Below are 24646 nucleotides of genomic sequence, written 5' to 3'. Positions count from 1 at the left end.
GAATTTATTGATAAAGGTACTACTAATGCTTGCGGTGAATTCACATGAACATCTGAAAAAATACTATCAAAATAATCTTGCTCTATGGCCTCATAATTTGACCCTGACAAGATTAATAGCTAGAAGCTTAAGTCGTAAAGATAATACTTTTATTCAACTATCAAGTGATAGTAAAAATTTCTGGTGGCCTGGTCTTTTGATTCCACTTTGTTTGCATAACAAGAATGTTGTTCTGATTCTATCAGAGAGACAATGTCGACTCTTGTTTGAAGTGGAATTACCAAAGTTAAGATCTAGTCGATTAGATTTCGATTATGTAGAGGGAATTGAATTAACTCCTTCAGATAAAAAAGTTTGGGTTTTAAGATATCAAGATCTTGTTTTTGCTTATGAAAAAGATTTATTAAAAAATCGCCAATTAATTTTTCCTGAATCTGAGTTTATTTCTAGTGAGATTAGAGAATCTATGTCTATAAAAATTACTCAAAAAGATTGGGAGGATTTAATTGCTTCGCGCTCACGTTTTGAAGTTACACTTGTCGAACTTCATGAGCGCTTAACTCGAGATCTATTTAGTCATTCAGTGCGCTCTGATGCTGTCATAAGAATTCATCATAGGGAACTTCTAACATTAAAACAAATTCTCAAAGATGACTTGCCTTCTGCTATGCCGTGGAAACGAGCTCTTAATGCGGTCAATAATGAGTGGGTAACCTGGGCGAAATTAGATAAGCGAAAACTTAGTTGGGACTGGTATATTCAACCTTTATTTCCTTTACAAACTCTTTCCAGTTTGTTTTCAAAAAATACTCTTTTAATGCTGACGAATTCAGGCCAAAGCGATTTCTTCTTTTTAGATCCAAATAGCAAAAAATTTACTTTTCCTGTGAAGGTGAATTTAGGAAATAAATTTGACCAAGAACCCATCCCATTGTTTATCCCTAAAAGACAACCTTTGCCAAATACGTCTTATTTTTATTGTCATATAGTAAGACAATGTCAAAGATTGATACTTGGTCGTCCTCGTCCAACTATTATTTTGGTAGATGATTTACAACTACGACTTCAAATAGCTAGCGAACTGGCTGGAGATTTTGGATTGAGAGTAGTTCATGAAACTACTGATGTTGAGACTAATGGGATTCTTTGTTGTAGTTGTCATTGGTGGATTATTAATCAGTATAATTTGCCAACACCAGATCAATTGATTTTTCCAGTGATTCCATTTCCTACTCTAGAGTCGCCCTGGGTGGCTGCTCGAGTTGAAATGCTTAAGCATCAAGGTTGTGATTGGTTTCGAGAATTCCTGTTTCCCGAAACTCTGACTATACTTCTGAAATCGCTTGCAATCATTAGGGGTGGAGATGTTCGAGTCGCTATACTGGATGGCCGCATGCACTATAGAAGTTGGGGAAAACTAATATTTGAAGCTCTTGAGCCGTGGATTGCGTTGGAGCGTTTATTGCCTTATTAAAATCAATATCTTAGATTAAAAAATATTGTTTTTTGGTAATGGGAGAAGCTCGGCGAAGATCTGAACAAGGATTGAAACCCAGAAAGAAAAACTCTAAGAATGAATCACCTCGTATTGTCTCTTGGTTTCCTGTGACGCAAGCGCAAAGAGATCAATTTATTAAATTAAGTATTCGTGCAGGATGGGTAGGTATTGCTGCTTTAGTTATTCTTTGGATTATTGTTCGCTTTATTGGACCTGCTGCAGGTTGGTGGATTCCTGCAGACATCAGATAAACCCAACTATATTTTTAGTTTCAACCGTTCGCTGAAACTTGGTTTAAGTTGGATCGTAATGAAGCATGTCGAGCTGCTGCTGCTAGTGGCCTCATTGAATTAGCACTTACTTCTGAGCCCTCAGTTAATTTATCTTTAACTAATTTTTCAATTATGTCTTTTGATTCAGGATTTTGCTCAAGCCAAGTAATGGTATTGTCTCTTCCTTGCCCAATATTGTCACCCTCATAGCTATACCAAGCTCCTTTACGAGTGACGACATTAGTCTCATCTGCTAAATCAAGAAGACAACCAAGAGTACTAATTCCTTTCCCAAAAAGTATATCAAATTCGGCTATTCGAAATGGAGGTGCAACTTTGTTTTTTGCGACTTTCACTTTTGCACGAATTCCATATTCTTCAGTTCCTCTCTTTAGCGTTTGAATACGACGAATATCTAATCTTACAGAGGCATAAAATTTAAGAGCGTTTCCACCAGTTGTTGTTTCTGGATTCCCATATGTAATACCAATTTTTAGACGTAATTGATTTAAGAAAATGACTGTGCAACCAGACTTGCCAATGTTTCCAGTAATTTTTCTCATTGCTTGACTCATTAGACGAGCTTGAGCACCTACTGAATGATCACCCATTTCTCCTTCTATCTCTGAACGGGGCGTAAGTGCAGCGACTGAATCAACAACCACTAGATCGACTGCAGCAGATCTAATAAGTTGGTCAACGATTTCCAATGCCATCTCTCCTGTATCCGGTTGAGATACGAGAAGATTCTCTACATCAACACCAAGAGAGGCTGCATAGACTGGATCAAGAGCATGTTCTGCATCTACAAATGCAGCAACTCCACCGTTACGTTGAATCTCGGCTATTGCATGTAATGTCAGCGTTGTTTTCCCAGAACTTTCTGGACCATAAACTTCAATCACACGTCCTTTGGGATAGCCACCGCCAAGAGCTAAATCAAGAGTTAAAGCACCCGTAGATATTGTTTCTACCCGCATCTTTGATGCGTCACCAAGACGCATGATTGAACCTTTACCGAAATTGCGTTCTATTTGCCCAACCACTAAGCTCAATGCTTTTTCTTTCTCTCCAGATTTTCCGTCTATTTTCTTAGATTCATTTGATTGAAGTGACTTACCTTCGTTTGACATGACAAATAACGTTAATGCAGAGGGATAACAACAGACGTTGGGATTGATGATGAAATACTCAGCTCCTCAACGAATAGCAATTAAACCGATAGTACAGACGTACGCTATTAAGTCAAGACCACTTCGAGATAGGTTCTCGTAAAATATCTAAATTTAGTAATGTAATACCAGAGGGAAGATTATTTCGATCCTGAGGTTTTAAGTATCCCCAGCTTGCTAAGTAACAGGGGATAGTTTGCAGCCTGGGATCTTCCAAGACTTTTTCTAAGGTAGTTCTTCGATCTTCAATAAACCCTCGAATTATTCTTTTCTGTAAGAGTTGATTCAAGACATCGACTTTATTTCCTGATTCGTGACCAAAAACAAGGCTTGGCTGAAGATCGAAACAATCCAGGAGCTTTTTTGTGAACTCAATACTTTTTGTAGTTAAAACAGCAAATTCAATGCCTTCATTCTCAAGGGTCTTGAGGCGTTCAGTGACTAAAGAAAAAGGCCGATGCAAATTTAACCACTGAGTGAAATTATTTGATATTGCTTCTTTTCTAGTTTGATTTAAAGCTTCTTGTAATTGGGAAGGTGTCCAACCCCACTTTGTAAGAGCTAAAGAGCATTCTATTTCATAATTTTTTGAGAAATTTTGTAAATCTAGTAATTTGAATTGACCAGTGTTATTTGCACATTCAGCAGCCAAAATAACCATTTCCCAACCATAATTGACCCATGGCCTCATTGCCTTAAAAGCTTTGGGAATCTCACTAGGAAAAGAAATAATATTTTTTTCTTTGGCATAAAGTAGATTTATACAAGTTTGACGAGAACTTGACCAATATTCCTTAATGCCATCAACTATGACACCATCAAAATCAAGAACAATTAGAGGTTTCTCTAACACTTACTGTTAAAAACTGGGCCGCTAGGATTCGAACCTAGGAATGTCGAGACCAAAACCCGATGCCTTACCACTTGGCGACGGCCCATTGTTCCAGATCTATGTTTGCAATTGAGAGACATAGATTAGGATTCTTTCTCTTAGATAATTGCATATTTGATTCAATCCTGTCATGTCTTTATCCAGTTTTTTTTATTTAATCGGAAGATTTCTTCATTAATGCAACTCAACATGGGCTTTCGAATGATTGATTTAACTAGAGAAATCCAATTATAAAGATTTCCTTACAAGCCAAGGATTTATAAGTCGTTTTGCCTCTGAAAGAGCCGCCTCCCAGCCTTCAGGCCACTCTCTAAGGCTGATTTTTTTTCGTTGAGCCTCCTCTAACCATGGTTGAATTATCTTTCTTGCTTTCCCTCCAAAAGCAACTCCCTCAGGCCCTTTAATCTCTGGCAGGTACTTAATGGTCGATTCATTAGTTCCTCCAGCAAGTTGTAAGGGGCCTGGTGGAGCTATTGGACGTATTCTTTCCCAGAGTTTTACTGCAATTTTGGCCGCACCTGCTCCAAGGTCTCCACTCATTCGACGCCCATCAAGTTGCCAAAGAGGTTTTTGATTATGAATTCTTAGGAATTTATGTCTCAGCCAAAGTTCTTCAGCTAATTTTTCATGGTTTATTTTATGTCCTTGTAAACCGCAGCTGACTGATAAACGTTGTAGTTGCAAATCGACTTTAAAAATTTCCTTGATTGTTTTTTCAAATTCTTGGCCTCTTCCTGGAGCAGTATGAATTTCTACTGCATCTGGTCTGATAGTTGTTAACAACGGAGCAAAATCTTTCAGAGTTAATCTTCGATCCTTTTCTTTAATGATTCCTAATGGGCATGTATCAATACATCGGCCACATCCATAGCATTTACTAGCCTTTACACCACCTTCGTTTTCAATCGCGTGTGCTGGACAAATGCTTTGACAGGGTCTTAAGCAATTCGAAGGACATAGGTGTGGATTAAACCAAGCTTTGCGAAAATGCGCATCTTTTCCATCACTTAAGCTGATCATCAGCCAAGGTTTTTTTCCGTAAGTTTCGAAAACCCAATCAATAGCATTGCGAGCTGCATGGACAACAGCTTCGTCGGCAGCAAGGTCAATGCAATGCACTCCTGCAGCTCCATAAATTGAGCAAAGATCAGTTATTGAAGGTAAGTCTTGATTACTTGCACCACAAATTAATTTTACCCAGTTACCTTTTTTGAGAGCTTCAGAATTGCAAATCGAATTTTGAGTAATCACCTTTAATAATTTCTAATCGCTATTGATGAATGCATCTAATGGTTGCCATTGAATACTTCGAGCTCCTCCCATCTCAATAACAATTTTGATTCTAGGTTCCTTTTTGCAAAGATTATTTATTGCTAATAGTTCTGACTTGGATAAGACTTGACCCTCTAATAACCATAGGACAAAGGGTTTATCTTCAACTAATAATTCATTTAATTGAGGAATAACTTGTTGAACTTCACCTAAGGCTCCATTCCTCCCAACATTTTGATGTCCCAAATGCGGTGGTCTAATTCCATGTAATTGGGTAAGAAAGACAACTGGATCTCCTAATCCTCGAGCTGAAGTGATCTGTGTTTGATATCCGCTGGCTCGCAGTCTTCTAAGTAAACGAGTTTCTGCTCCACCTTCTAAGGGACTAAGGATGGCAAGGCAGCCAAATGATTCAAGATCACTGCGAAATTTATGACCAGAGAGTAATAAAGGCATCCTTAAATCAAATTCTTTTTCTTATTTAAGTGAAGCATCACACAAAATGGGTGTTAATAGTGTAATCTTTTAAGTTGCTAAAGCTTTTCTATGCCCGTCCGCTAGCCGGGCCTCTGGATGCTTAAGCAGGCTAAGCGATTGCGTTTAGTCTTTTTGGCCAGAGCAGAAGAATTTATTTTTTTTGTCGAGATACTGTTTGAACTTGTTGAAAAGTTTGAAAAAGTCTCAGCCAGCTGATTGTCGCTAGCATTTTTCCAAACAAATTGAACTTCAATTATTCAATTAACTTCAACTTTTTTGGCTAGATAAGCGATTTAATTCAGATTCCGAGTCTTTCTTTACAGATTGACCTTTCAGCTAGCGTTTATTTAACTCATGTCTTTAGGAATCTTAGGTAAGAAGTTGGGTATGTCCCAACTCTTCGACGATCAAGGCAGAGCCGTTCCAGTCACTTTGATAGAAGCGGGTCCCTGTCGAATCACTCAATTGAAGTCTGCCGATACAGATGGCTATGCCGCTGTACAAATAGGGTTTCAATTAATTCGCGAAAAACTTCTCAACAAGCCTTCAAAAGGTCATCTTGCAAAATCAGGGGATGATCTTTTGCGTCATCTTCGAGAGTACCGAGTTGAAAATTCCGGTGAATTTGAACTTGGAGCTGCAATAACAGTTGATGATTTTAAAACAGGTCAAAAGGTTGATGTAAGTGGCGACACCATGGGAAGGGGATTCGCAGGTTATCAAAAGCGACATGGTTTCAGCCGAGGTCCTATGAGCCATGGTTCGAAAAATCATCGATTACCTGGTTCAACAGGAGCTGGAACCACTCCTGGCCGTGTTTATCCCGGTAAGAGGATGGCTGGTCGTATGGGAGGTAAAAAAGTTACTACTAGAGGCCTTGAAATTCTCAAGATAGATTCTGATCACAATTTATTAGTAGTCAAAGGATCTGTTCCAGGTAAACCTGGATCACTTTTAAACATAAGACCTGCCAAAAGAGTTGGCGTCTCTACCCACCAAGGAGGTAAATGATGGCTAACTGTACTGTTCTTGATTGGCAAGGCAAAGAGACTGGCGAATCAACAATTGATTTAAAAACTGCTAAGGAATCATCTGCAGCAGACTTACTGCACCGTGCTGTTTTGCGCCAGCAGGCTCATAGCCGCCAAGGAACTGCAAGTTCTTTGACTAGGTCTGAGGTGCGAGGCGGCGGCCGAAAACCTTACAAGCAAAAGGGTACTGGTAGAGCAAGGCAAGGTTCAATTCGAACGCCTCTTCGTCCTGGAGGGGGAGTCATATTTGGCCCTAAGCCTCGGAAGTATAACTTGGAAATGAATAGGAAGGAAAGAAGGCTAGCTCTTCGTACTGCTCTAATGAGTAGAATTTCTGATGTGAAAATAATTAAAGACTTCGGCTCAAAACTTAAAGTTCCCAAGACAAGTGAAATTGTTTCTTTACTTAAGAGAGTAGGAATTGATTCAGATGGGAAAGTTCTTATTATCCTCAACAATCCTTCTGAAATCATTAAGCGCTCAATTAGAAACTTAGAAAAAATCAAGCTTATTTCTGCTGATCAACTAAATGTGTTTGACCTTCTGAATGCCAATTCATTGGTAATAGGTGAAGACGCATTATCAACAATTAAGGAGGTCTATGGTGATGACTAAATTTTTTGATAAACGACTTACAGATGTGATTAAGCGACCCTTGATAACTGAGAAGGCTACAAAAGCTTTGGATTTAAATCAGTACACTTTTGAGGTCGATCCCAGAGCAGCTAAACCTGACATAAAAGCTGCAGTAGAGAAAATGTTTGATGTCAAGGTTCTTGGTGTCAGCACCATGAATCCGCCAAGAAAAAGTAGAAGAGTTGGTAGGTTTTCTGGTAAGAGGCCACAAGTGAAGAAAGCTGTGGTTCGCTTAGCAGAAGGCAACTCCATACAATTGTTCCCAGAATCAGAGGAGGCTTAAAAAAAATGGCTATAAGAACTTTCAAACCTTATACACCAGGTACTCGTACAAGAGTAGTAACTGACTTCAGTGAAGTTACATCCAAAAAGCCTGAGCGCTCACTTGTCGTATCTAAGCATCGAAAGAAAGGACGTAACAACCGAGGAGTAATTACTTGTCGTCACCGAGGTGGCGGGCACAAAAAGTTATATAGGATTGTTGATTTTCGTAGAAATAAGCATGGTGTTTTGGCCAAAGTTGCGGCAATACATTATGACCCTCATCGCAATGCAAGGCTTGCTTTACTCTTTTACTCTGACGGCGAAAAGAGATATATTCTTGCGCCTGCAGGCATAACGATTGGTCAAGAAGTTATTTCAGGTCCAGACGCACCAATTGAAACTGGTAATGCCTTACCACTTTCCTCTATGCCTTTGGGATCCAGCGTTCATTGTGTTGAACTTTATCCAGGTCGAGGAGGACAGATGGTTCGTACAGCTGGAGCAAGTGCTCAGGTTATGGCGAAAGAGGGAGATTATGTTGCATTGAAATTACCCTCTACCGAGGTTCGTTTGGTCAGAAAAGAATGCTACGCAACACTGGGAGAGGTGGGAAATTCTGAGATTAGAAATACAAGTCTTGGAAAAGCTGGTAGAAGAAGATGGCTCGGTAGACGACCTCAAGTTAGAGGTAGTGTAATGAATCCATGTGATCACCCACATGGAGGAGGAGAAGGCAAGGCACCAGTTGGTCGGGCTGGTCCAGTTACTCCATGGGGTAAAGCTGCTCTTGGCTTAAAAACCAGGAAGAAGAATAAGCCTAGTAATAAGTATGTTCTTCGAAAACGACGCAAGGTATCTAAACGTAGTAGAGGAGGTCGAGATTCATGATTTCTTTCTTTCTTTACAAATTCTATTAAACCGTTATGGGACGTTCACTTAAAAAAGGGCCATTTATTTCAGACAGTTTGCTTCGTAAAATTGAGAAGCAAAACTCTAATGATGATAAAACTGTCATCAAAACATGGTCGAGAGCCTCAACAATTTTGCCAATGATGATTGGCCATACAATTGCTGTTCACAATGGGAAAAGCCACATACCTGTTTTCATAACTGAGCAAATGGTTGGACACAAGTTAGGCGAGTTTGCTCCAACTCGAACCTACAGAGGTCACATCAGAGATAAAAAGGGAGCTCGTTAATTATGACTAATTCAACAACTAAAACTGCAGCCCTAGCTCATGGGCGTTACATTCGCGGATCTGCTTCAAAAGTAAGACGTGTTCTTGATCAAATAAGAGGACGAACTTACAGGGATGCATTAATTATGCTTGAATTTATGCCTTATCGATCAACTGAGCCAATAACTAAGGTATTACGATCAGCGGTTGCTAATGCAGAAAACAACCTTGGTCTTGACCCTTCTTCTTTGGTGATTACCACTGCTACCGCTGATATGGGGCCACCAATGAAACGCTATAGACCTAGGGCTCAAGGCAGAGCATTTGCTATCAAAAAGCAGACATGCCACATCAGCATTGCTGTTTCGGCTAATCAATCAACCAATTCTGAGGACACTGACTGATGGGACATAAAATTCATCCAACTGGAATTAGGCTTGGGATCACTCAAGAGCATCGTTCTAAATGGTACGCACCTACTAAAACCTATCCGTTGCTTCTTCAAGAAGATGATCGCATCCGTACTTTTATAAAGAAGAAGTATGGAGCAGCAGGTATTAGTGATGTATTGATTGCTCGAAAAGCAGATCAACTTGAGCTCGAATTAAAAACTGCTCGGCCAGGCGTAATCGTTGGCAGGCAAGGCAGTGGTATTGAAGAATTAAGATCTGGTATTCAAAAAACGATCGGTGATAGGAGTAGACAAGTGCGTATAAACGTAGTTGAAGTGGAAAAAGTAGATGCAGATGCATATCTTCTAGCGGAATATATTGCGCAGCAACTAGAAAAGCGTGTTGCATTTAGACGAACAATTCGAATGGCTGTACAAAGAGCACAAAGAGCTGGTGTTTTAGGTTTAAAAATACAAGTAGGTGGAAGGCTAAATGGAGCTGAAATCGCACGTTCTGAATGGACACGAGAAGGAAGAGTGCCACTCCACACCTTGAGAGCAGAAATCGATTATGCAACTAAAGTCGCCAGTACAACCTATGGCGTTTTGGGAATCAAAGTATGGGTTTTTAAAGGTGAAGTTCTTCCGAAAGAAGAACAGCCTTTACCTGTTGGTTCTTCTCCTAGACGCAATAGGGGGAATCGTAGACCTCAACAATTTGAGGACCGTTCCAATGAAGGTAAATAAGGAGTTTTAATCATGCTAAGTCCTAAAAGAACCAAATTTCGTAAACAACAAAGAGGCCGTATGCGCGGTGTTGCTACTAGAGGCAACAAAATCTCTTTTGGCCAGTTTGCATTGCAAGCTCAAGACTGTGGGTGGGTTACCTCAAGGCAAATCGAGGCAAGTCGGAGAGCCATGACTCGTTATGTAAAAAGGGGAGGACAAATTTGGATTCGTATTTTTCCTGACAAGCCAGTAACGATGAGGCCTGCCGAGACAAGAATGGGCTCTGGTAAAGGTAATCCAGAATTTTGGGTTGCAGTTGTCAAGCCTGGTCGAATTTTGTTTGAAATGGGTGGCGAAGAAATTACAGAGAAAATTGCAAAAGAGGCAATGCGTCTTGCTCAATACAAGCTGCCAGTAAAAACAAAATTTATTTCCCTAGAAGAAGATCTCAATAAGGGAAATTATAAACCTGCTAAAACACCAGTTCCAGCAGATGATTCGGAGTCAGCATCATGAGCAAAACAACTATAAAAGATTTCAGGAATCTCTCAGATTCCGAGATATCAGAAAAGATTGAAAATCTTCGTAAAGAACTTTTTGATCTTCGTTTTAAGCAAGCCACAAGACAGCTAGCGAAAACTCACCGCTTCAAAGAGGCACGAACCGAGTTAGCTCAACTTTTAACGGTTTCTAACGAGCGAAGCCGCTCCAACACATCATCTTGATTTATTAGTTATGGCACTTAAGGAAATGGTCGGCACTGTTGTCAGTGACAAAATGCAAAAAACAGTAGTTGTGGCTGTGGAAAATAGATTTCCACATCCTATCTACCAAAAAATCATTAGTCGTACGACTAGATATAAAGCCCATGATGCAGAAAACCATTGCAAAGTAGGAGACAGAGTTCGGATTAAAGAATCTCCTCCTATGAGCGCTCACAAACGATGGACGGTTACAGATGTTCTCGTTCAGGGTATGAAATCTAAGGAGGCTGCAAAATGATCCAGCAAGAAACATTCTTAACCGTTGCAGATAACAGTGGTGCCAAACGTTTGCAATGTATTAGAGTCTTGGGTTCTAATCGTCGGTATGCCCACGTAGGCGATGTGATTGTCGCTTCTGTTAAAGATGCGATGCCCAATATGGGAGTCAAAAAATCTGATGTCGTTAAAGCGGTTGTTGTTCGTACTAGAGCAACAATGCGCAGAGAAACTGGAAATTCAATTCGTTTTGATGATAACGCAGCTGTTCTTATCAATGATGATCAAAACCCAAGAGGCACTAGGGTGTTTGGTCCCGTCGCACGAGAATTAAGAGAGCGCAATTTCACAAAAATTGTCTCTTTAGCTCCGGAGGTTATTTAATCATGCCAGCAATTAACAAATCCAAAGCTCCTGCTGATCGGATCAAAATGAAGATTCGTAAAGGAGATACAGTTCAGATTATTTCTGGAAAGGATAAGGGTAAAACCGGTGAAGTCCTTAAAACACTTCCCTATGAAAATAGAGTTTTAGTCCAAGGAATTAACCAAAGAACAAAGCATGTAAAACCCTCACAGGAAGGAGAAACTGGTCGAATAGAGACCAAAGAATTTACCTTGCATGCCTCAAATGTAATGATCTATTCAACTAAAGAGAAAGTTGCGAGTAAAGTTGAAATTTTTGTAGATAAAGATGGATCCAAGAAACGACGATTAAAGAAGACAGGAGAATTAATTGATTAATTAATTCACTTTTCCTTTGTCTGAACTAACTAAAAGCAGACTTTCTTTCCTAATTGAATTCTGACCAAGACCAGAATCAACTTTTTCCTCAGCTATGTCACTAAAAAAACGCTATCGAGAGACAATTAGACCAAAGCTTTTAAAAGATCTTGGTCTGAAAAATGTTCATCAAGTTCCAAAGGTGCAGAAAGTCACTTTAAACAGAGGCCTTGGTGAAGCCGCATCGAATTCCAAAGCTTTAGAGGCTTCTCTAGCTGAAATGGCAACAATTTCTGGGCAAAAAGCTCTTGTGACAAGAGCTAAGAAAGCAATTGCAACCTTTAAGATTAGACAAGGAATGCCCATAGGTTGCTCGGTCACACTTAGAGGTGATCGCATGTACGCATTCTTGGAGAGGTTCATTAATTTGGCACTTCCAAGAATCAGAGACTTTCGTGGTGTGAGTCCAAAAAGCTTTGATGGCCGAGGAAATTACACTATCGGAGTAAAAGAGCAACTTATTTTCCCTGAGATCACTTTTGACAAAGTCGATGCCATCAGAGGTATGGATATCACAATTGTCACCAGTGCTTCTTCTGATGAACAAGGCAAGGCTCTTCTTAGTGAAATGGGAATGCCCTTCCGTAAAAAATGAGTTTGATTAGCTAAATACTATGGCCAACCACGATCCAATTTCAGACATGCTCACTCGCATAAGAAATGCGAGTGAGAAGCGTCATGAAAAAACCAAAGTCCCTGCTTCAAGAATGTCTCTTAGTATCGCTAAGGTTCTTCAGCGTGAGGGTTTTATCGCAGAAATCAATGAAGAAGGAGAAGGCTTTAAAAAGCAGCTCATTCTTGGATTGAAATATACCGGTAAGCATCGCTCACCGATTATTCGTTCTATGCAGCGAGTAAGTAAACCAGGGTTAAGAATTTATAAAAACACTCGAGGATTACCAAAAGTTTTAGGAGGTCTTGGAGTTGCAATAATTTCTACTTCCAAGGGAGTCATGAGTGATCGTGATGCTCGTAAACAAGGGGTTGGAGGAGAAGTCCTCTGCTACGTCTGTTGATTGATTAGGTATTTATTATGTCTCGCACAGGAAAAAAACCCATCTCCCTTCCTGAAAAGGTAGATGTAAAACTCGATGGTCTTTCCATTACTGTTAAAGGTCCCAAAGGTCAACTGGAGCGAACTCTTCCTGATGGAGTGAGTCTTACCAAAAATGAGAATACTATTCTTGTTAAACCAGTAAATGAAAAGAGGCAGTCCAGGGAAATGCATGGTCTTTGTAGATCTCTTGTCGCAAATATGGTTGAGGGAGTGAGTATAGGTTTTACAAAAAAACTTGAGATAGTTGGTGTTGGCTCAAGAGCTCAAGTAAAAGGAAAAACACTTGTTGTTAGTGCCGGTTACAGCCATCCTGTTGAAGTCGTTCCTCCAGAAGGCATAACTTTTAAAGTTGAAAATAATACAAATGTGATCGTAACTGGACCTGATAAAGAATTAGTTGGCAATGAAGCTGCAAAAATAAGAGCGATTAGACCTCCAGAACCCTACAAAGGTAAAGGAATAAAATATGAAGGAGAAAACATAATTAGAAAAGCTGGTAAGTCTGGCAAAGCTTAATCTTGCTTATTTGTTTTTTAAAATTTTTTAGCCATGTCAAAACTCTCAAGAAAACAACAGACACAAAAACGACATAAACGCTTAAGGAGAAACTTAAGCGGAACAGAATCAAGACCAAGACTTGCTGTTTTTCGTTCTAATAACCACATCTATGCTCAAATAATAGATGATGATGCTCAAAACACTATATGTGCTGCATCAACCTTGGATAAAGACTTGAAATCTTCTTTAAAAGCAAATGCTGGAAGTTGCGATGCCTCCACAGCGGTTGGAGAGCTAGTTGCAAAAAAAGCTTTATCAAAAGGCATCAAACAAGTTATCTTTGACAGAGGTGGGAACATCTACCATGGCAGGGTTAAAGCTCTAGCCGAAGCTGCCAGAGTGGCAGGCTTGAACTTTTAATTATTGCTTTAACAATGACAGACTCTAAAAACCAGTCCTCAAGTAAAAAAACATCTGGATCATCAGATTCTCCTCCTGCCGCAGATGGTAGGCAAGAAAATCGTCGAAATCGTGGTGAAAAACGTGGAGGCAGAAGAGATAGAAGAGGGCAAGAAAGAGACTCTGAATGGCAAGAACGTGTTGTTCAAATCAGAAGAGTCTCTAAAACTGTCAAAGGTGGAAAGAAAATGAGTTTTAGAGCAATAGTTGTAGTTGGTAATGAAAAAGGACAAGTTGGCGTTGGTGTTGGGAAAGCTGGAGATGTCATTGGTGCTGTTAGGAAAGGAGTCGCTGATGGAAAAAAACATCTAGTTCGTGTTCCTTTAACCCGAAATAGCTCTATTCCAACTCTCTCTAATGGCAGAGATGGTGCAGCTAGCGTGTTAATTCGTCCTGCAGCACCTGGAACAGGTGTAATTGCAGGAGGGTCAATTCGTACTGTTTTAGAGTTAGCAGGAATTAAAAATGTACTTGCTAAGAGACTAGGAAGTAAGACCCCTCTAAATAATGCTCGTGCTGCAATGGTTGCTCTAAGTGAGTTAAGAACTCATAAAGCCACAGCGAAAGAGCGTGGTATTTCTCTAGAGCAGATTTATTCTTAACAACCATGACTATGAAATTAGAATCCCTTCAATCAAATAAAGGATCTAGGCGTAAAAAAATGCGTAAAGGTCGAGGCATAGCTGCTGGTCAAGGTGCTAGTTGCGGGTTTGGAATGAGGGGACAAAAATCTCGATCAGGTAGACCTACTCGTCCAGGTTTTGAGGGTGGTCAGATGCCTTTGTATCGGAGAGTCCCAAAATTAAAGCATTTTCCAATAGTTAATCAGAAAAATTTTACTGTCCTAAATGTTTCTAATTTGAATGCATTGAAAGAAGGAACTGTTGTAAACCTTGATTCATTGGTGAAGGAGGGTATTTTGACAAAACCAAAAAATCCTCTAAAAATTCTTGGAAACGGAAAATTAGAAGTCAAATTGACTGTTCAAGCTGCTGCATTCACAACATCTGCTAAAAAGAAAATTGAAGAACTCGGTGGCAAATGCGAGGTATATAATTAATTTTTTATTCCAAAAAATTAATTTTATACATTAGTCTCTAATTAAATTATCCTTATTAAATGTTAATAAGTCGTGGTAGAAACCCAAGCGCGGGAGAAGTAATCACCCAGCTATTCAGTAATCAAGAGCTTAGGGGAAGAGTATTTACGACCCTAGGGTTATTATTGATTGTTCGATTAGGAATCTATATTCCTATGCCTGGTATAGATAGAGAAGCTTTTAAAACTTTTATTGATCAGGGGGGGCAATTGATTGGCTTCCTTGATATTTTTACAGGTGGAGGAATATCAACTTTGGGGATTTTTGCACTAGGTATTCTTCCATTTATTAATGCGTCAATAATTATCCAATTGCTTACCGCATCCTTACCTCAACTGGAAGATCTACAGAAAAATGAAGGTGAGGCAGGGAGAAGGAAGATTGCTCAAATCACTAGATATGTGGCTTTGGGATGGGGATTGGTTCAAAGTACAGTTTTTGCTTTGATTCTTAGACAGTATGCAGTCGAAGGTCTTGGCGAAACTGAATTTGTTATTCAAACATCACTGGCATTAGTAACTGGATCGATGATTGTGATGTGGCTTAGTGAGATTATTACTGAAAAAGGGATAGGCCAAGGCGCTTCTTTAGTTATTTTCTTGAATATTGTTGCGACTTTGCCTAAAGCACTTAGCTCTACTATTGAGAAAGCTCAAACCGGAGATAGAGCAGATGTTCTGGGAATAATAATTCTTTTGATCGTTTTCTTGATTACTATTGTAGGTATTATTTTTGTTCAAGAGGGTGCCAGAAGAATTCCAATAGTCAGTGCAAAAAGTCAAATGGGCGGTACAGCTCTTTTGCCAAGTAGGCAAAGTTATTTACCTCTGAAATTAAATGCTGGTGGCGTCATGCCGATAATTTTTGCATCTGCATTAATTTTCCTCCCCATAACAATCGCAAATTTTACTCAAAACCCTTTACTTATTAAGGCTGCTAGTTCGCTTAATCCAGGTTCGTCTAATCCATGGCCATATGCGATTACTTTTTTCGCGTTGATTTTAGGTTTTGCTTATTTTTATGCTTCTTTAACAATTAATCCAATAGATATTGCTTCTAATTTAAAAAAGGGTGGTGTCGCAATTCCAGGCGTGAGGCCTGGAGGTTCTACTTCTACTTACCTTTCAGGTGTTCAAAACCGCCTCACTTTGCTTGGTGGATTATTTCTTGGTTCTGTTGCTATTGTTCCTGCAGCAGTAGAAAGAGCAACTAATGTTCAGACTTTTCAAGGGCTTGGGGCGACTTCATTATTGATCTTGGTGGGAGTCGCAATTGATACATCTAAGCAAATTCAGACTTATGTCATTTCTCAAAGATATGAAGGATTAGTACGCCAATAAAATCTTTAATATGATTTTTATTTAAATGAAAAAGAAATTACTATTCCTAGGCCCACCTGGTGCGGGTAAAGGGACTCAGGCAAATCTTTTTTGCAACAAGTACGGATTAGACCATCTTTCAACGGGTGATTTGCTTAGAGATGAAGTCTCCTCTGGATCAGATTTAGGAATTAAAGCTGCTGAAGTTATGAATAAAGGAGAATTAGTAAGTGATGAATTAGTTCTTTCAATTGTTGAAGGAAGATTGATAAATATTAATGAAGGATGGTTGCTTGACGGTTTCCCTAGAAATGTCAATCAAGCTAATTCTCTCAAAAGTCTTTTGGAAAAAATTAATCAACCTTTAGAAGGAGTTGTGTTAATAAAATGTGCCGACGATTATTTAATTAAAAGGCTTTTAGAGAGAGGGAGAAAGGATGATAATGAACAAGTCATAATTAATAGACTCAAAATTTATAGAGAAAAAACTTCTCCTCTTATTAATTTGTATGCCAAGCAGGGAATTCTTGAGGAGATAGAAGGTAATGCTGACATAGATGTTGTTTTTTCATCTATCGAGAAAGCTTTAGGCGGATGATGTAGTAAAATTATGGTTTGGAAATAGGAGAGTCTCACCAAATGAAGGTTAGATCCTCAGTCAAAAAAATTAGTCCTGACGATCAGATCGTGAGGCGCAGAGGCCGGATCTATGTGATCAACAAGAAAAGGCCTCGAAATAAACAGCGTCAGGGCTGATCCCTGGCTTTCTTAAGAAGCCATGAACGATTAATTTTATTTTTCGTTTTCTTCTTACAACAAGGTCATCATTAAATTATGATGATTTTCATTGTCCTCTTCGATTTATCCCTAAGTGGCACGGATCTCAGGCATCGACATACCTCGCGAAAAGCGGGTAGAAGTTGCCCTCACTTACATCTATGGTATCGGCTTAACCAGAGCTCAGACTATCCTCGAAAAATCTGGGGTTAACCCTGATATTCGTGTAAAGGATTTAGACGACAGCGATGTACAGAAGCTTAGAGCTGTTACTGAAGAATTCACCCTTGAAGGAGATTTAAGGCGCCAAGAAGGAATGGCTCTAAAACGTCTTCAAGATATTGGATGTGTTCGAGGAAGAAGGCATAGGATGAGTCTTCCTGTCCGTGGACAACGAACCAGAACTAACGCTCGCACAAGAAGAGGAGCGAGAAAAACCGTTGCAGGAAGAAAGAAATAATTTCTTAAGACTCCTGTTACCTTCTGGTAATTTACTAAATCTTTTTTAAATCAGGCACAGCCTAATGGCTACAACCTCAAAAAAATCCGGTTCTAAGAAGTCAAAGCGCAACGTTCCTAATGGAGTTGTGCATATTCAAAGTACCTTCAATAACACCATTGTTTCAATTACTGACACCTCTGGTGAAGTAATTTCCTGGTCTTCAGCAGGAGCTAGCGGTTTTAAAGGAGCTAGAAAAGGTACTCCTTTTGCTGCTCAAACTGCGGCTGAACTTGCAGCCCGAAGGGCGGTAGAGCAAGGAATGCGTCAAATAGAAGTTCTTGTAAGAGGACCAGGTTCAGGTCGTGAAACCGCAATAAGGGCGTTGCAAGTAGCTGGTCTTGAAATTACTTTGATCAGAGATGTAACTCCTCTTCCTCATAATGGTTGTAGGAGACCTAAACGCAGACGCGTTTAAAATCTATTCACCTAAGTGAAATTTTCTTTTTTCCCCACATCGCATTAGACCGTGTTGCAATACCAGATAGACAGGATCGACCATCAAGTTGCTAATGATCGTTCCCAAACAGGCGTTTTCCTGATTGGACCTCTTGAAAGAGGTCAAGCAACAACTTTAGGCAACTCTTTACGCAGAGTTTTGATGGGTGGACTTGAAGGCAGTGCAGTTACTGCTGTCAGGATCGCAGGTGTTAACCATGAATATGCAACAATCCCTGGAGTAAGAGAGGATGTTTTAGACATCCTTCTAAACTGCAAACAAATTTCGGTTGATTGTCGTAGTCAAGAACTTGAGATAGGAAGAATTGCTGTTACTGGACCCGCTGAAGTAAAAGCAAAGGATATTCAGTTCTCTTCTCAAGTTGAGGTTGTTGATGGTGATCGCCCAATAGCAACAGTTCATGAGGGCCACAATTTAGAGTTAGAGTTGCATGTAGAAAGAGGTGTTGGATATCGACCAGTTGATAGAAGAAATGAAGAGACCAGCGCAATCGATTTACTTCAAATAGATGCGGTGTTTATGCCCATAAATAGAGTCAATTTTACCATTGATGAAACTGCAGTTGCCGAGGGTGGATCTACTAGAGAAAGATTAAAAATGGAGCTGGTTACTGATGGATCAACCTCTCCAGATGATGCATTGGCGGAAGCTGCAAATCAATTAATTGAACTTTTTCAACCTCTCGCAACCGTTTCAATGGTAGAAGAGATTCCTGAAGAGCCTGAGCCTGCAGCAGAAGCCCAAATCCCCCTTGAAGAGTTAAACTTATCGGTAAGAGCTTACAACTGCCTAAAACGTGCCCAAGTGAACTCTGTTTCAGACTTGATGGGCTTCAGTTATGAGGATTTATTGGAAATTAAGAACTTCGGTTCTAAATCTGCTGATGAAGTGATTGAAGCTCTAGAGAGAATTGGAATTTCTATTCCGCAAAGTAGAACTTCTGCATGACTTTCGGTTTTCTTACTACTACATTTCAAAGCTAATCCAATGCGTCATCAACGTCGAATTCCACAACTGAGTCGTCCTGCAGATCAAAGGAAGGCGCTTTTAAGAGGATTAACTACTCAACTAATTCGTGAAGGTAGAGTTACGACCACCAAAGCAAGAGCAAAAGCTTTGAGAGATGAGACCGAGAGAATGATAACTTTAGCTAAAGATGGCAGCCTTTCTTCAAGAAGAAGAGCTATTGGTTATGTATACGATAAGCAGTTGGTTCATGCACTTTTTGAAAAGGCTCAAGAGAGATATGGTGATCGTCAAGGAGGCTATACCCGAATAGTTAGAACTATCCCAAGGCGTGGTGATAATTCAGAGATGGCTATTGTTGAGCTTGTTTAGGATAAAATTTTTGCAAAAAATTAAATCAATATTTTTTAGTTTTAATTAAATTTGACGCATAGAATCGCACTTGTTATTCAATACGATGGATCATGCTTTAGAGGCTGGCAAAATCAAAAAGATTCAATAACTGTTCAAGGAACTTTAGAAGAAAAAATTGCAGAACTTGATCCAATTAGACCAGTTAAGGCAATAGCAGCAGGCAGAACTGACTCAGGTGTTCATGCTTCTGGACAAGTTGTTCATTTTGATTGTTCTGGCCCAATTCCTATAAATAAATGGACATCAGCACTTAATGGAAGACTTCCAGCATCAATTAAAATTATTGAAGCTGCGAGTGTTTCCAGGTATTGGCATGCTTGCTATTCAGCCAAATATCGAAGGTATAGATATACTATTTTTAATGGTTCCTATCCAAATCTTTTTCTTCAAAATATAAGTTGGCATAAATATAGAACTAAATTGGATGTCAATTTAATGAAGCATGCTCTGAATGATTTATTAGGTTTTCATGATTTTGCAGCGTTTCAAAAAGCAGGAAGTAATAGGAGTAATTCATTAACGACCGTGCAAGATGTTTCTATTTGTCGTGATGGAGACATAGTCACTGTTGAAATCCAGGCCAGTGGCTTTTTGTATGGGATGGTAAGGCTTTTGATGGGCCAATTAGTTGCTGTTGGAGAAAAACGACTTTCTCTAGAAAAATTTAGGTTTAGATGGAGAAAAGGTTTGCGCCATGAGGTGAAAGAGTCTGCGCCAGCTCATGGATTGTGTTTGATAAGAGTTGGTTACGAGGAAAACATCTTTTCACAAGAGAAAAGTTTTGATACTTTCCCTAGGTTCTCTCTACCAATATTTGAGTCCTCAAAATAGGCAAACAAAATAAAAGATTAATAATTTAAAATTGAGAATTTTTTTGAATCAGGAATTTAAATTTTATGCAAACAAAAAGGCCAGTTTTAAGCCATGAAAGTGTAGAATTGTATTTCTGAAGAATCAGTTCAATTTTTTGACTTGATAACTTCCTCAAATAGTATTATCAGTCGATAATGCTCATTCAGTGTTAAAGGTGTAAAGGAAAAATGAACAAGACATCCGTTCCATCACCGGATTCAATAGATCGCCAGTGGTTTCTGGTGGATGCAGAGAATCAAACTCTTGGTCGACTAGCGACTGAAGTTGCTAGTGTTCTAAGAGGCAAGACAAAGCCAAATTTCACGCCACACTTAGATACAGGTGATTTTGTCATTGTCGTAAATGCAGAGAAGATCAAAGTAACCGGCAAAAAATCAGATCAAAAGCTTTATCGCAGACATTCTGGACGTCCTGGTGGAATGAAAGTGGAAACTTTTAAAGCTCTTCAATCCAGAATTCCAGAGAGAATCGTTGAGAAGGCAATTAAAGGAATGCTTCCTCACACAAGGTTGGGTAGGCAATTATTTACCAAACTCAAAGTTTATAAAGGCTCTGATCATCCTCATTCGGCTCAACAACCTACAATTCTAAATCTAAATTCTGAATCTGTTAAGAAATGACTAACTCCACAAACAAAGTAGTTTACTGGGGAACTGGTAGACGTAAAACATCCGTAGCCAGAGTGAGATTAACTCCTGGGAAAGGAGAAATAATTATCAATGGTCGCCCTGGCGACCATTATTTGAATTTCAATCCTGCATACCTATCTGCAGTTAAAGCTCCTTTAAGAACTTTAGGATTGAGTGACTCATATGATGTTTTAGTTAATGTATACGGTGGAGGATTGACTGGTCAGTCCGACGCTATTAAGCAAGGAGCTGCCAGAGCTTTGTGTGAGTTATCTCTTGATAATCGCAAGCCTTTAAAAGTAGAGGGTCATCTTAGTCGGGACCCTAGAGCCAAAGAAAGGCGTAAATATGGTCTCAAAAAAGCTCGTAAAGCTCCTCAATTCTCAAAGAGGTAGTTTACTTTTTACCTCAAATTTTGCACTTTTATTATTATGCCTAAATCAGATATCCATCCAACTTGGTATCCAGAAGCAAAAGTCATTTGTAATGGAGAAGTTGTTATGACAACTGGTTCAACTCAGCCTGAAATACAGGTTGATGTTTGGAGCGGAAACCATCCTTTCTTTACAGGGACTCAGAAAATTTTAGATACAGAAGGAAGAGTAGATAGATTTATGAGGAAATATGGCATGGCCTCATCTGACTCAGGTGAACAAAAAGATAAATCTCCAAAACAAGAAAAAGAAAGTTGATAGCTGTTTTTCTAAAGAATTAGGGAATATAAAGAATGGATTCTTCAACCCTAATAAAACGATTAGAAACAGCTAAAACTAGTTTTCAAAACTTGGAGTTGCAATTAGCTGATCCAGACGTTGCATCAGACCCAAAACAATTAGAGAGAATTGCTAGGGAGAGATCACGTTTAGAGCCATTAGTTAATGATTATTTCAAACTTCAGATAATAGAAAGAGAGTATATAGAAGCTAAAGGATTAGTAAAAGAAAGTAGAGATGATAAGGAGATGGAGCTATTGGCTCGAGAAGAACTTGAAAATCTTGAAAAATCAAAAAATGAATTAATTAAAAAGTTGACTTTGGCTCTTTTGCCCAAAGATCCAAGAGATGAAAGAAGCGTGATGCTTGAAATAAGAGCTGGTGCAGGAGGAAATGAAGCTTGTTTATGGGCTGGTGATTTGGCAAGAATGTATGAAAGATATGGACAAAAACTAGGATGGAATGTCAAACCGATAAGTTCAACAGAGGCTGATATGGGTGGTTTTCGTGAAATGATCATCTCAGTAAAAGGAGATTCTGTTTATAGTCAGTTGAAATTTGAAGCAGGTGTTCATAGAGTTCAAAGAGTTCCTTCAACCGAATCTCAAGGGCGAGTTCATACCTCTACTGCAACTGTTGCTGTAATGCCAGAGGCTGATCCAGTGGAAGTAAAAATAGAATCTACTGACTTAGAAATTAGTACGGCAAGATCAGGTGGTGCTGGTGGGCAAAATGTAAATAAAGTAGAAACAGCTATTGATTTATTTCATAAACCCACAGGCATAAGAGTTTTTTGTACGCAGGAGCGTTCTCAATTACAAAATAGAGAAAGAGCAATGGAGATTTTAAGAGCTAAATTATTAGAATTAGAAATAGCAGAAGCTAATGCAAAAGAAAGATCTGCTCGATTGTCTCAAGTTGGTACAGGTGATAGAAGTGAGAAAATTCGGACATACAACTACAAAGATAATCGAACCACCGATCATCGATTAGGAATAAATTTTCCCCTCGAGCAAGTTCTAGCAGGTCAATTGGAAGATGTTATTGACGCATGTATTGCAGAAGAACAAAAAAGGCAAATGGAAGAGATGAGTAATCAATCTGAAGATTAAGCGAAGCTAGGCTACCCATCCAATTACATATTTACTCCATTCTTTATGGCGACCAGAATGAATTTGTTTTGTGGTTTCAAAACTCATGTTATTTAGAGGTTTGTAAGGTTTTGTTTTTAATGGCATCTTTGCTTCGTCTGGAGTTCTATTGCCCTTCATTACGTTGCATTGGAGACACGCAGTAATCACATTCTCCCAATTGTCGGTTCCACCTCTACTACGGGGTAAAACATGGTCAATTGAAAGTTTCTTATTTTTTTGACCACAATATTGACAACAGTTATCATCTCTTTGAAATATATTTTTTCTAGAAAGAGGTATATCACGATATGGAACTCTAATAAATTGTCTTAATCTAATTACCGTAGGGGCTTTGACATCTTGCCTAAGATTGTGTGAAGCATCTTCTTCTAGACTTTCGGCTTTGCCTTTAAGCATTAAAACAGTCGCACGACGCCATGAAGTGATGTTCAATGGCTCATAAGAAGCATTTAAAACAAGAACTTGACCCATGCAAGCAAGCTATTTAAGCGGCATGCTAGTGGTATTGGAACCTTGTTGCAGTTTCCCTTATTACATTGATTACATGTCGAGTATGTCAAAGATCAATAAAAGAGAAAGATCTTTCCCTTTTGAAGGGATAACTCAAAATGTAATGAGCCCCGATCCTCGAAGTCGTGCATGGGTAGAGATTGACTCTAAAGGTATAGAAAATAATTCAAGGGTTTTGAAAAACTTTATTGGTAAAGATTGTTTGTTAATGGCAGTAGTAAAAGCTGATGGATATGGACATGGTGCAGAGACTGTTGCAAAAGCTGCTTTAATTGGAGGTGCTGATAGTCTCGGAGTAGCAACATTAGAGGAGGGTATTCAATTAAGGAATGCTGGCTTGAGGTGTCAAATATTGATTCTTGGAAATCTAATAAATGCAGAAGAACTTTATTCTTCTTTTTGCTGGGATCTTATTCCTACGATCAGCGGCATTCGTGAGGCAATAATTTGTAATAATATAGCAGAAAATAAGAATAAAAGATTTGCTATTCATTTAAAAGTTGACACAGGTATGACTAGACTTGGCTGTGATTGCAGTCAAGTTGAAGAATTAATTACTAAGATTGATTGTTTAGAAAATATATCCTTGGAAGGTATATACAGTCATCTAGCAATTGCTGATCAAGATCTACAAAATAGTACTCAAAAAAGTTTCACTCAGATTCAGTTAAATAGATTTGAGAAGGTTTTAAAGGATTTAGGCAAAAGAAATAAGCTTTTATGCACCCACCTTGCTAATTCTGCGGGGACACTTTCAGATACTCGTCTTCATTTTGATATGGTTCGAGTTGGACTTAGCTTGTATGGTTACTTTCCCGTAAAAGATATCGAGTCTGATTTGAATCTTACTCCAGTCTTGAAAGTTAAGGCCCGAGTTACTTTGATTAGGGATGTTGAAAAAGGGATAGGAGTGGGCTATGGACATATGTTTAAAACCAAAAGGAACAGTAAACTTGCTGTAGTTGCTATTGGCTATGCAGATGGTGTAAGCCGGACACTCTCGGGGAAGATTTCAGCCTCAATAGATGGAGTGTTGGTTCCCCAAGTGGGTGCAATTGCAATGGATCAAATGGTTTTTGACATAACTGATAAACCAGATATTAAAACTGGTCAGGTTTTCACCCTTCTTGGAACTGATGGTGAGGTTTGCATATCTCCTCAAATTTGGTGCGATTTGTCAGGATCAATTCCATGGGAAGTTCTTTGCAGTTTCAGAAATAGACTTCCTAGAGTGGTCATATAAAATTTGTAGAGGATCACAATACAATTTTTTTGAGCTTTGACTTGATAATGTATTGGTAATGGAGAGGTGGCTGAGTGGTTGAAAGCGGCTCCCTGCTAAGGAGTTACAGGAGGTAACTTCTGTCGAGGGTTCGAATCCCTCCCTCTCCGTCCTTAATTTGGTTCAGCATGCTTTACAAGGACTAAAAAGCCTTTCAGTGACTAGATATAACGAAAGTGATTAATTCAGGAGTGTCCATGCTGTTGCATACAGTTCAGTTTTTTGTTGGGTGGAATAACTCTAAAATCCCATCACCTTGCGTCATGCTGCTTTTACCATAGTTCACTTGTTGTCACTCAAAATCCTTTCTCTTAGCTCTTATTAGCAGCAAAAGATCGTTATGAATTCAAAAGAAAAGAAATC

The 24646-nt window shown here is 39.1% G+C and carries 38 protein-coding genes and 2 tRNA genes; 34 read left to right on the top strand and 6 right to left on the bottom strand.

Features of this window, described 5'->3' with window-relative positions; all coding sequences use genetic code 11:
• Positions 1-25 precede the first annotated feature (25 nt).
• Both AC6EI2_RS06700 and AC6EI2_RS06695 read left to right on the top strand, forming a co-directional pair.
• A complete protein-coding gene (locus AC6EI2_RS06700; protein ID WP_498461580.1) occupies positions 26-1474 on the top strand; it encodes a helicase in 1449 nt (482 codons plus the stop codon).
• Positions 1475-1512: 38 nt separating this feature from the next.
• Entirely contained in the window at positions 1513-1749 is a 237-nt protein-coding gene (locus AC6EI2_RS06695) for a DUF2839 domain-containing protein (RefSeq protein ID WP_498461579.1), read from the top strand.
• Between the two features lie 20 nt (positions 1750-1769).
• Here the strand turns inward: AC6EI2_RS06695 and recA are convergent, their stop codons facing one another.
• The 5 genes from recA to AC6EI2_RS06670 all read right to left on the bottom strand — a co-directional run bounded on the left by recA (position 1770) and on the right by AC6EI2_RS06670 (position 5562).
• Positions 1770-2903, bottom strand: a complete 1134-nt coding sequence (gene recA / locus AC6EI2_RS06690) for a recombinase RecA (protein ID WP_498461578.1) — start codon at positions 2901-2903, stop codon at positions 1770-1772.
• 112 nt (positions 2904-3015) lie between these two features.
• The gene (locus AC6EI2_RS06685) at positions 3016-3795 is read right to left on the bottom strand and encodes an HAD family hydrolase (RefSeq protein ID WP_498461577.1); all 780 of its coding nucleotides are present in this window, start codon (positions 3793-3795) and stop codon (positions 3016-3018) included.
• 13 nt (positions 3796-3808) lie between these two features.
• A tRNA-Gln gene (locus AC6EI2_RS06680) sits at positions 3809-3880 on the bottom strand.
• 182 nt (positions 3881-4062) lie between these two features.
• A complete protein-coding gene (locus tag AC6EI2_RS06675) occupies positions 4063-5085 on the bottom strand; it encodes a Light dependent period protein LdpA domain-containing protein (protein WP_498461576.1) in 1023 nt (340 codons plus the stop codon).
• Positions 5086-5097: 12 nt separating this feature from the next.
• The gene (locus AC6EI2_RS06670) at positions 5098-5562 is read right to left on the bottom strand and encodes an NAD(P)H-quinone oxidoreductase subunit N (protein WP_498461575.1); all 465 of its coding nucleotides are present in this window, start codon (positions 5560-5562) and stop codon (positions 5098-5100) included.
• Between the two features lie 375 nt (positions 5563-5937).
• On the opposite strand from AC6EI2_RS06670, the gene rplC reads away from it, so the two are divergent.
• The 30 genes from rplC to prfA all read left to right on the top strand — a co-directional run bounded on the left by rplC (position 5938) and on the right by prfA (position 22449).
• A complete protein-coding gene (gene rplC / locus AC6EI2_RS06665) occupies positions 5938-6594 on the top strand; it encodes a 50S ribosomal protein L3 (RefSeq protein WP_498461574.1) in 657 nt (218 codons plus the stop codon).
• Complete coding sequence (gene rplD / locus AC6EI2_RS06660) at positions 6594-7229, top strand: 50S ribosomal protein L4 (RefSeq protein WP_498463468.1); 636 nt, start codon at positions 6594-6596, stop codon at positions 7227-7229. The genes rplC and rplD overlap by 1 nt, the downstream gene beginning before the upstream one ends.
• Positions 7222-7533: a 50S ribosomal protein L23 gene (locus AC6EI2_RS06655; protein ID WP_498461573.1), complete on the top strand. Its 312-nt coding sequence runs from the start codon at positions 7222-7224 to the stop codon at positions 7531-7533. Before rplD ends, AC6EI2_RS06655 begins: the two co-directional genes overlap by 8 nt.
• Positions 7534-7538: 5 nt before the next feature.
• On the top strand, positions 7539-8402 hold the full coding sequence (gene rplB / locus AC6EI2_RS06650; RefSeq protein WP_498461572.1) for a 50S ribosomal protein L2: 864 nt from the start codon (positions 7539-7541) through the stop codon (positions 8400-8402).
• Positions 8403-8437: 35 nt separating this feature from the next.
• On the top strand, positions 8438-8713 hold the full coding sequence (gene rpsS, locus AC6EI2_RS06645; RefSeq protein ID WP_498461571.1) for a 30S ribosomal protein S19: 276 nt from the start codon (positions 8438-8440) through the stop codon (positions 8711-8713).
• 2 nt (positions 8714-8715) lie between these two features.
• A complete protein-coding gene (rplV, locus tag AC6EI2_RS06640; RefSeq protein ID WP_498461570.1) occupies positions 8716-9096 on the top strand; it encodes a 50S ribosomal protein L22 in 381 nt (126 codons plus the stop codon).
• Entirely contained in the window at positions 9096-9830 is a 735-nt protein-coding gene (gene rpsC, locus AC6EI2_RS06635) for a 30S ribosomal protein S3 (RefSeq protein WP_498461569.1), read from the top strand. Before rplV ends, rpsC begins: the two co-directional genes overlap by 1 nt.
• Before the next feature lie 12 nt (positions 9831-9842).
• Positions 9843-10328 (top strand): 50S ribosomal protein L16, encoded by a 486-nt coding sequence (rplP, locus tag AC6EI2_RS06630; protein WP_498461568.1) that lies wholly within the window; start codon positions 9843-9845, stop codon positions 10326-10328.
• Complete coding sequence (gene rpmC, locus AC6EI2_RS06625; RefSeq protein ID WP_498461567.1) at positions 10325-10537, top strand: 50S ribosomal protein L29; 213 nt, start codon at positions 10325-10327, stop codon at positions 10535-10537. Before rplP ends, rpmC begins: the two co-directional genes overlap by 4 nt.
• Before the next feature lie 10 nt (positions 10538-10547).
• Positions 10548-10814: a 30S ribosomal protein S17 gene (rpsQ, locus tag AC6EI2_RS06620; RefSeq protein WP_269611570.1), complete on the top strand. Its 267-nt coding sequence runs from the start codon at positions 10548-10550 to the stop codon at positions 10812-10814.
• Complete coding sequence (gene rplN, locus AC6EI2_RS06615; RefSeq protein WP_011295463.1) at positions 10811-11176, top strand: 50S ribosomal protein L14; 366 nt, start codon at positions 10811-10813, stop codon at positions 11174-11176. Before rpsQ ends, rplN begins: the two co-directional genes overlap by 4 nt.
• Before the next feature lie 47 nt (positions 11177-11223).
• Positions 11224-11535 carry a 50S ribosomal protein L24 gene (gene rplX / locus AC6EI2_RS06610; protein WP_498463467.1) on the top strand — a complete coding sequence of 104 codons (312 nt, stop codon included), beginning with the start codon at positions 11224-11226 and terminating at the stop codon, positions 11533-11535.
• A 94-nt stretch (positions 11536-11629) separates the two neighbouring features.
• Positions 11630-12169 (top strand): 50S ribosomal protein L5, encoded by a 540-nt coding sequence (gene rplE / locus AC6EI2_RS06605; protein WP_498461566.1) that lies wholly within the window; start codon positions 11630-11632, stop codon positions 12167-12169.
• 19 nt (positions 12170-12188) lie between these two features.
• Positions 12189-12590: a 30S ribosomal protein S8 gene (gene rpsH / locus AC6EI2_RS06600; protein ID WP_498461565.1), complete on the top strand. Its 402-nt coding sequence runs from the start codon at positions 12189-12191 to the stop codon at positions 12588-12590.
• A 17-nt stretch (positions 12591-12607) separates the two neighbouring features.
• On the top strand, positions 12608-13147 hold the full coding sequence (rplF, locus tag AC6EI2_RS06595) for a 50S ribosomal protein L6 (protein WP_498461564.1): 540 nt from the start codon (positions 12608-12610) through the stop codon (positions 13145-13147).
• Between the two features lie 33 nt (positions 13148-13180).
• Positions 13181-13549, top strand: a complete 369-nt coding sequence (gene rplR / locus AC6EI2_RS06590) for a 50S ribosomal protein L18 (protein WP_498461563.1) — start codon at positions 13181-13183, stop codon at positions 13547-13549.
• A 14-nt stretch (positions 13550-13563) separates the two neighbouring features.
• Entirely contained in the window at positions 13564-14190 is a 627-nt protein-coding gene (gene rpsE, locus AC6EI2_RS06585; RefSeq protein ID WP_498461562.1) for a 30S ribosomal protein S5, read from the top strand.
• A 5-nt stretch (positions 14191-14195) separates the two neighbouring features.
• Entirely contained in the window at positions 14196-14648 is a 453-nt protein-coding gene (gene rplO / locus AC6EI2_RS06580; protein ID WP_498461561.1) for a 50S ribosomal protein L15, read from the top strand.
• Between the two features lie 59 nt (positions 14649-14707).
• Entirely contained in the window at positions 14708-16027 is a 1320-nt protein-coding gene (gene secY / locus AC6EI2_RS06575) for a preprotein translocase subunit SecY (RefSeq protein WP_498461560.1), read from the top strand.
• Positions 16028-16052: 25 nt separating this feature from the next.
• On the top strand, positions 16053-16604 hold the full coding sequence (locus AC6EI2_RS06570) for an adenylate kinase (RefSeq protein WP_498461559.1): 552 nt from the start codon (positions 16053-16055) through the stop codon (positions 16602-16604).
• Between the two features lie 41 nt (positions 16605-16645).
• A complete protein-coding gene (gene rpmJ, locus AC6EI2_RS06565) occupies positions 16646-16762 on the top strand; it encodes a 50S ribosomal protein L36 (protein ID WP_011295453.1) in 117 nt (38 codons plus the stop codon).
• A gap of 115 nt (positions 16763-16877) precedes the next feature.
• A complete protein-coding gene (gene rpsM / locus AC6EI2_RS06560) occupies positions 16878-17243 on the top strand; it encodes a 30S ribosomal protein S13 (RefSeq protein WP_498461558.1) in 366 nt (121 codons plus the stop codon).
• A 64-nt stretch (positions 17244-17307) separates the two neighbouring features.
• A complete protein-coding gene (gene rpsK / locus AC6EI2_RS06555; protein WP_498461557.1) occupies positions 17308-17700 on the top strand; it encodes a 30S ribosomal protein S11 in 393 nt (130 codons plus the stop codon).
• A gap of 51 nt (positions 17701-17751) precedes the next feature.
• A complete protein-coding gene (locus AC6EI2_RS06550) occupies positions 17752-18690 on the top strand; it encodes a DNA-directed RNA polymerase subunit alpha (RefSeq protein ID WP_498461556.1) in 939 nt (312 codons plus the stop codon).
• 39 nt (positions 18691-18729) lie between these two features.
• The gene (gene rplQ / locus AC6EI2_RS06545) at positions 18730-19080 is read left to right on the top strand and encodes a 50S ribosomal protein L17 (RefSeq protein ID WP_498461555.1); all 351 of its coding nucleotides are present in this window, start codon (positions 18730-18732) and stop codon (positions 19078-19080) included.
• Positions 19081-19131: 51 nt separating this feature from the next.
• A complete protein-coding gene (truA, locus tag AC6EI2_RS06540; RefSeq protein ID WP_498461554.1) occupies positions 19132-19953 on the top strand; it encodes a tRNA pseudouridine(38-40) synthase TruA in 822 nt (273 codons plus the stop codon).
• Positions 19954-20162: 209 nt separating this feature from the next.
• Positions 20163-20615, top strand: a complete 453-nt coding sequence (gene rplM, locus AC6EI2_RS06535; RefSeq protein WP_498461553.1) for a 50S ribosomal protein L13 — start codon at positions 20163-20165, stop codon at positions 20613-20615.
• Complete coding sequence (gene rpsI / locus AC6EI2_RS06530; RefSeq protein ID WP_498461552.1) at positions 20612-21019, top strand: 30S ribosomal protein S9; 408 nt, start codon at positions 20612-20614, stop codon at positions 21017-21019. The genes rplM and rpsI overlap by 4 nt, the downstream gene beginning before the upstream one ends.
• 36 nt (positions 21020-21055) lie before the next feature.
• Positions 21056-21316 (top strand): 50S ribosomal protein L31, encoded by a 261-nt coding sequence (gene rpmE, locus AC6EI2_RS06525; RefSeq protein WP_498461551.1) that lies wholly within the window; start codon positions 21056-21058, stop codon positions 21314-21316.
• A 35-nt stretch (positions 21317-21351) separates the two neighbouring features.
• Positions 21352-22449 carry a peptide chain release factor 1 gene (gene prfA / locus AC6EI2_RS06520; protein ID WP_498461550.1) on the top strand — a complete coding sequence of 366 codons (1098 nt, stop codon included), beginning with the start codon at positions 21352-21354 and terminating at the stop codon, positions 22447-22449.
• Between the two features lie 6 nt (positions 22450-22455).
• On the opposite strand, the gene AC6EI2_RS06515 is transcribed toward prfA, so the two are convergent.
• Positions 22456-22962: an HNH endonuclease gene (locus AC6EI2_RS06515; protein ID WP_498461549.1), complete on the bottom strand. Its 507-nt coding sequence runs from the start codon at positions 22960-22962 to the stop codon at positions 22456-22458.
• A gap of 73 nt (positions 22963-23035) precedes the next feature.
• Here AC6EI2_RS06515 and alr point away from each other — a divergent pair, with 73 nt between their 5' ends.
• Both alr and AC6EI2_RS06505 read left to right on the top strand, forming a co-directional pair.
• Complete coding sequence (gene alr, locus AC6EI2_RS06510; RefSeq protein ID WP_498463466.1) at positions 23036-24244, top strand: alanine racemase; 1209 nt, start codon at positions 23036-23038, stop codon at positions 24242-24244.
• Positions 24245-24304: 60 nt separating this feature from the next.
• A tRNA-Ser gene (locus tag AC6EI2_RS06505) sits at positions 24305-24393 on the top strand.
• Positions 24394-24646 lie beyond the last annotated feature (253 nt).

Source organism: Prochlorococcus sp. MIT2302 (assembly GCF_059772385.1).
The sequence above is the reverse complement of the archived record's forward strand: the minus strand, read 5'-3'. Positions and strand labels throughout refer to the sequence as shown.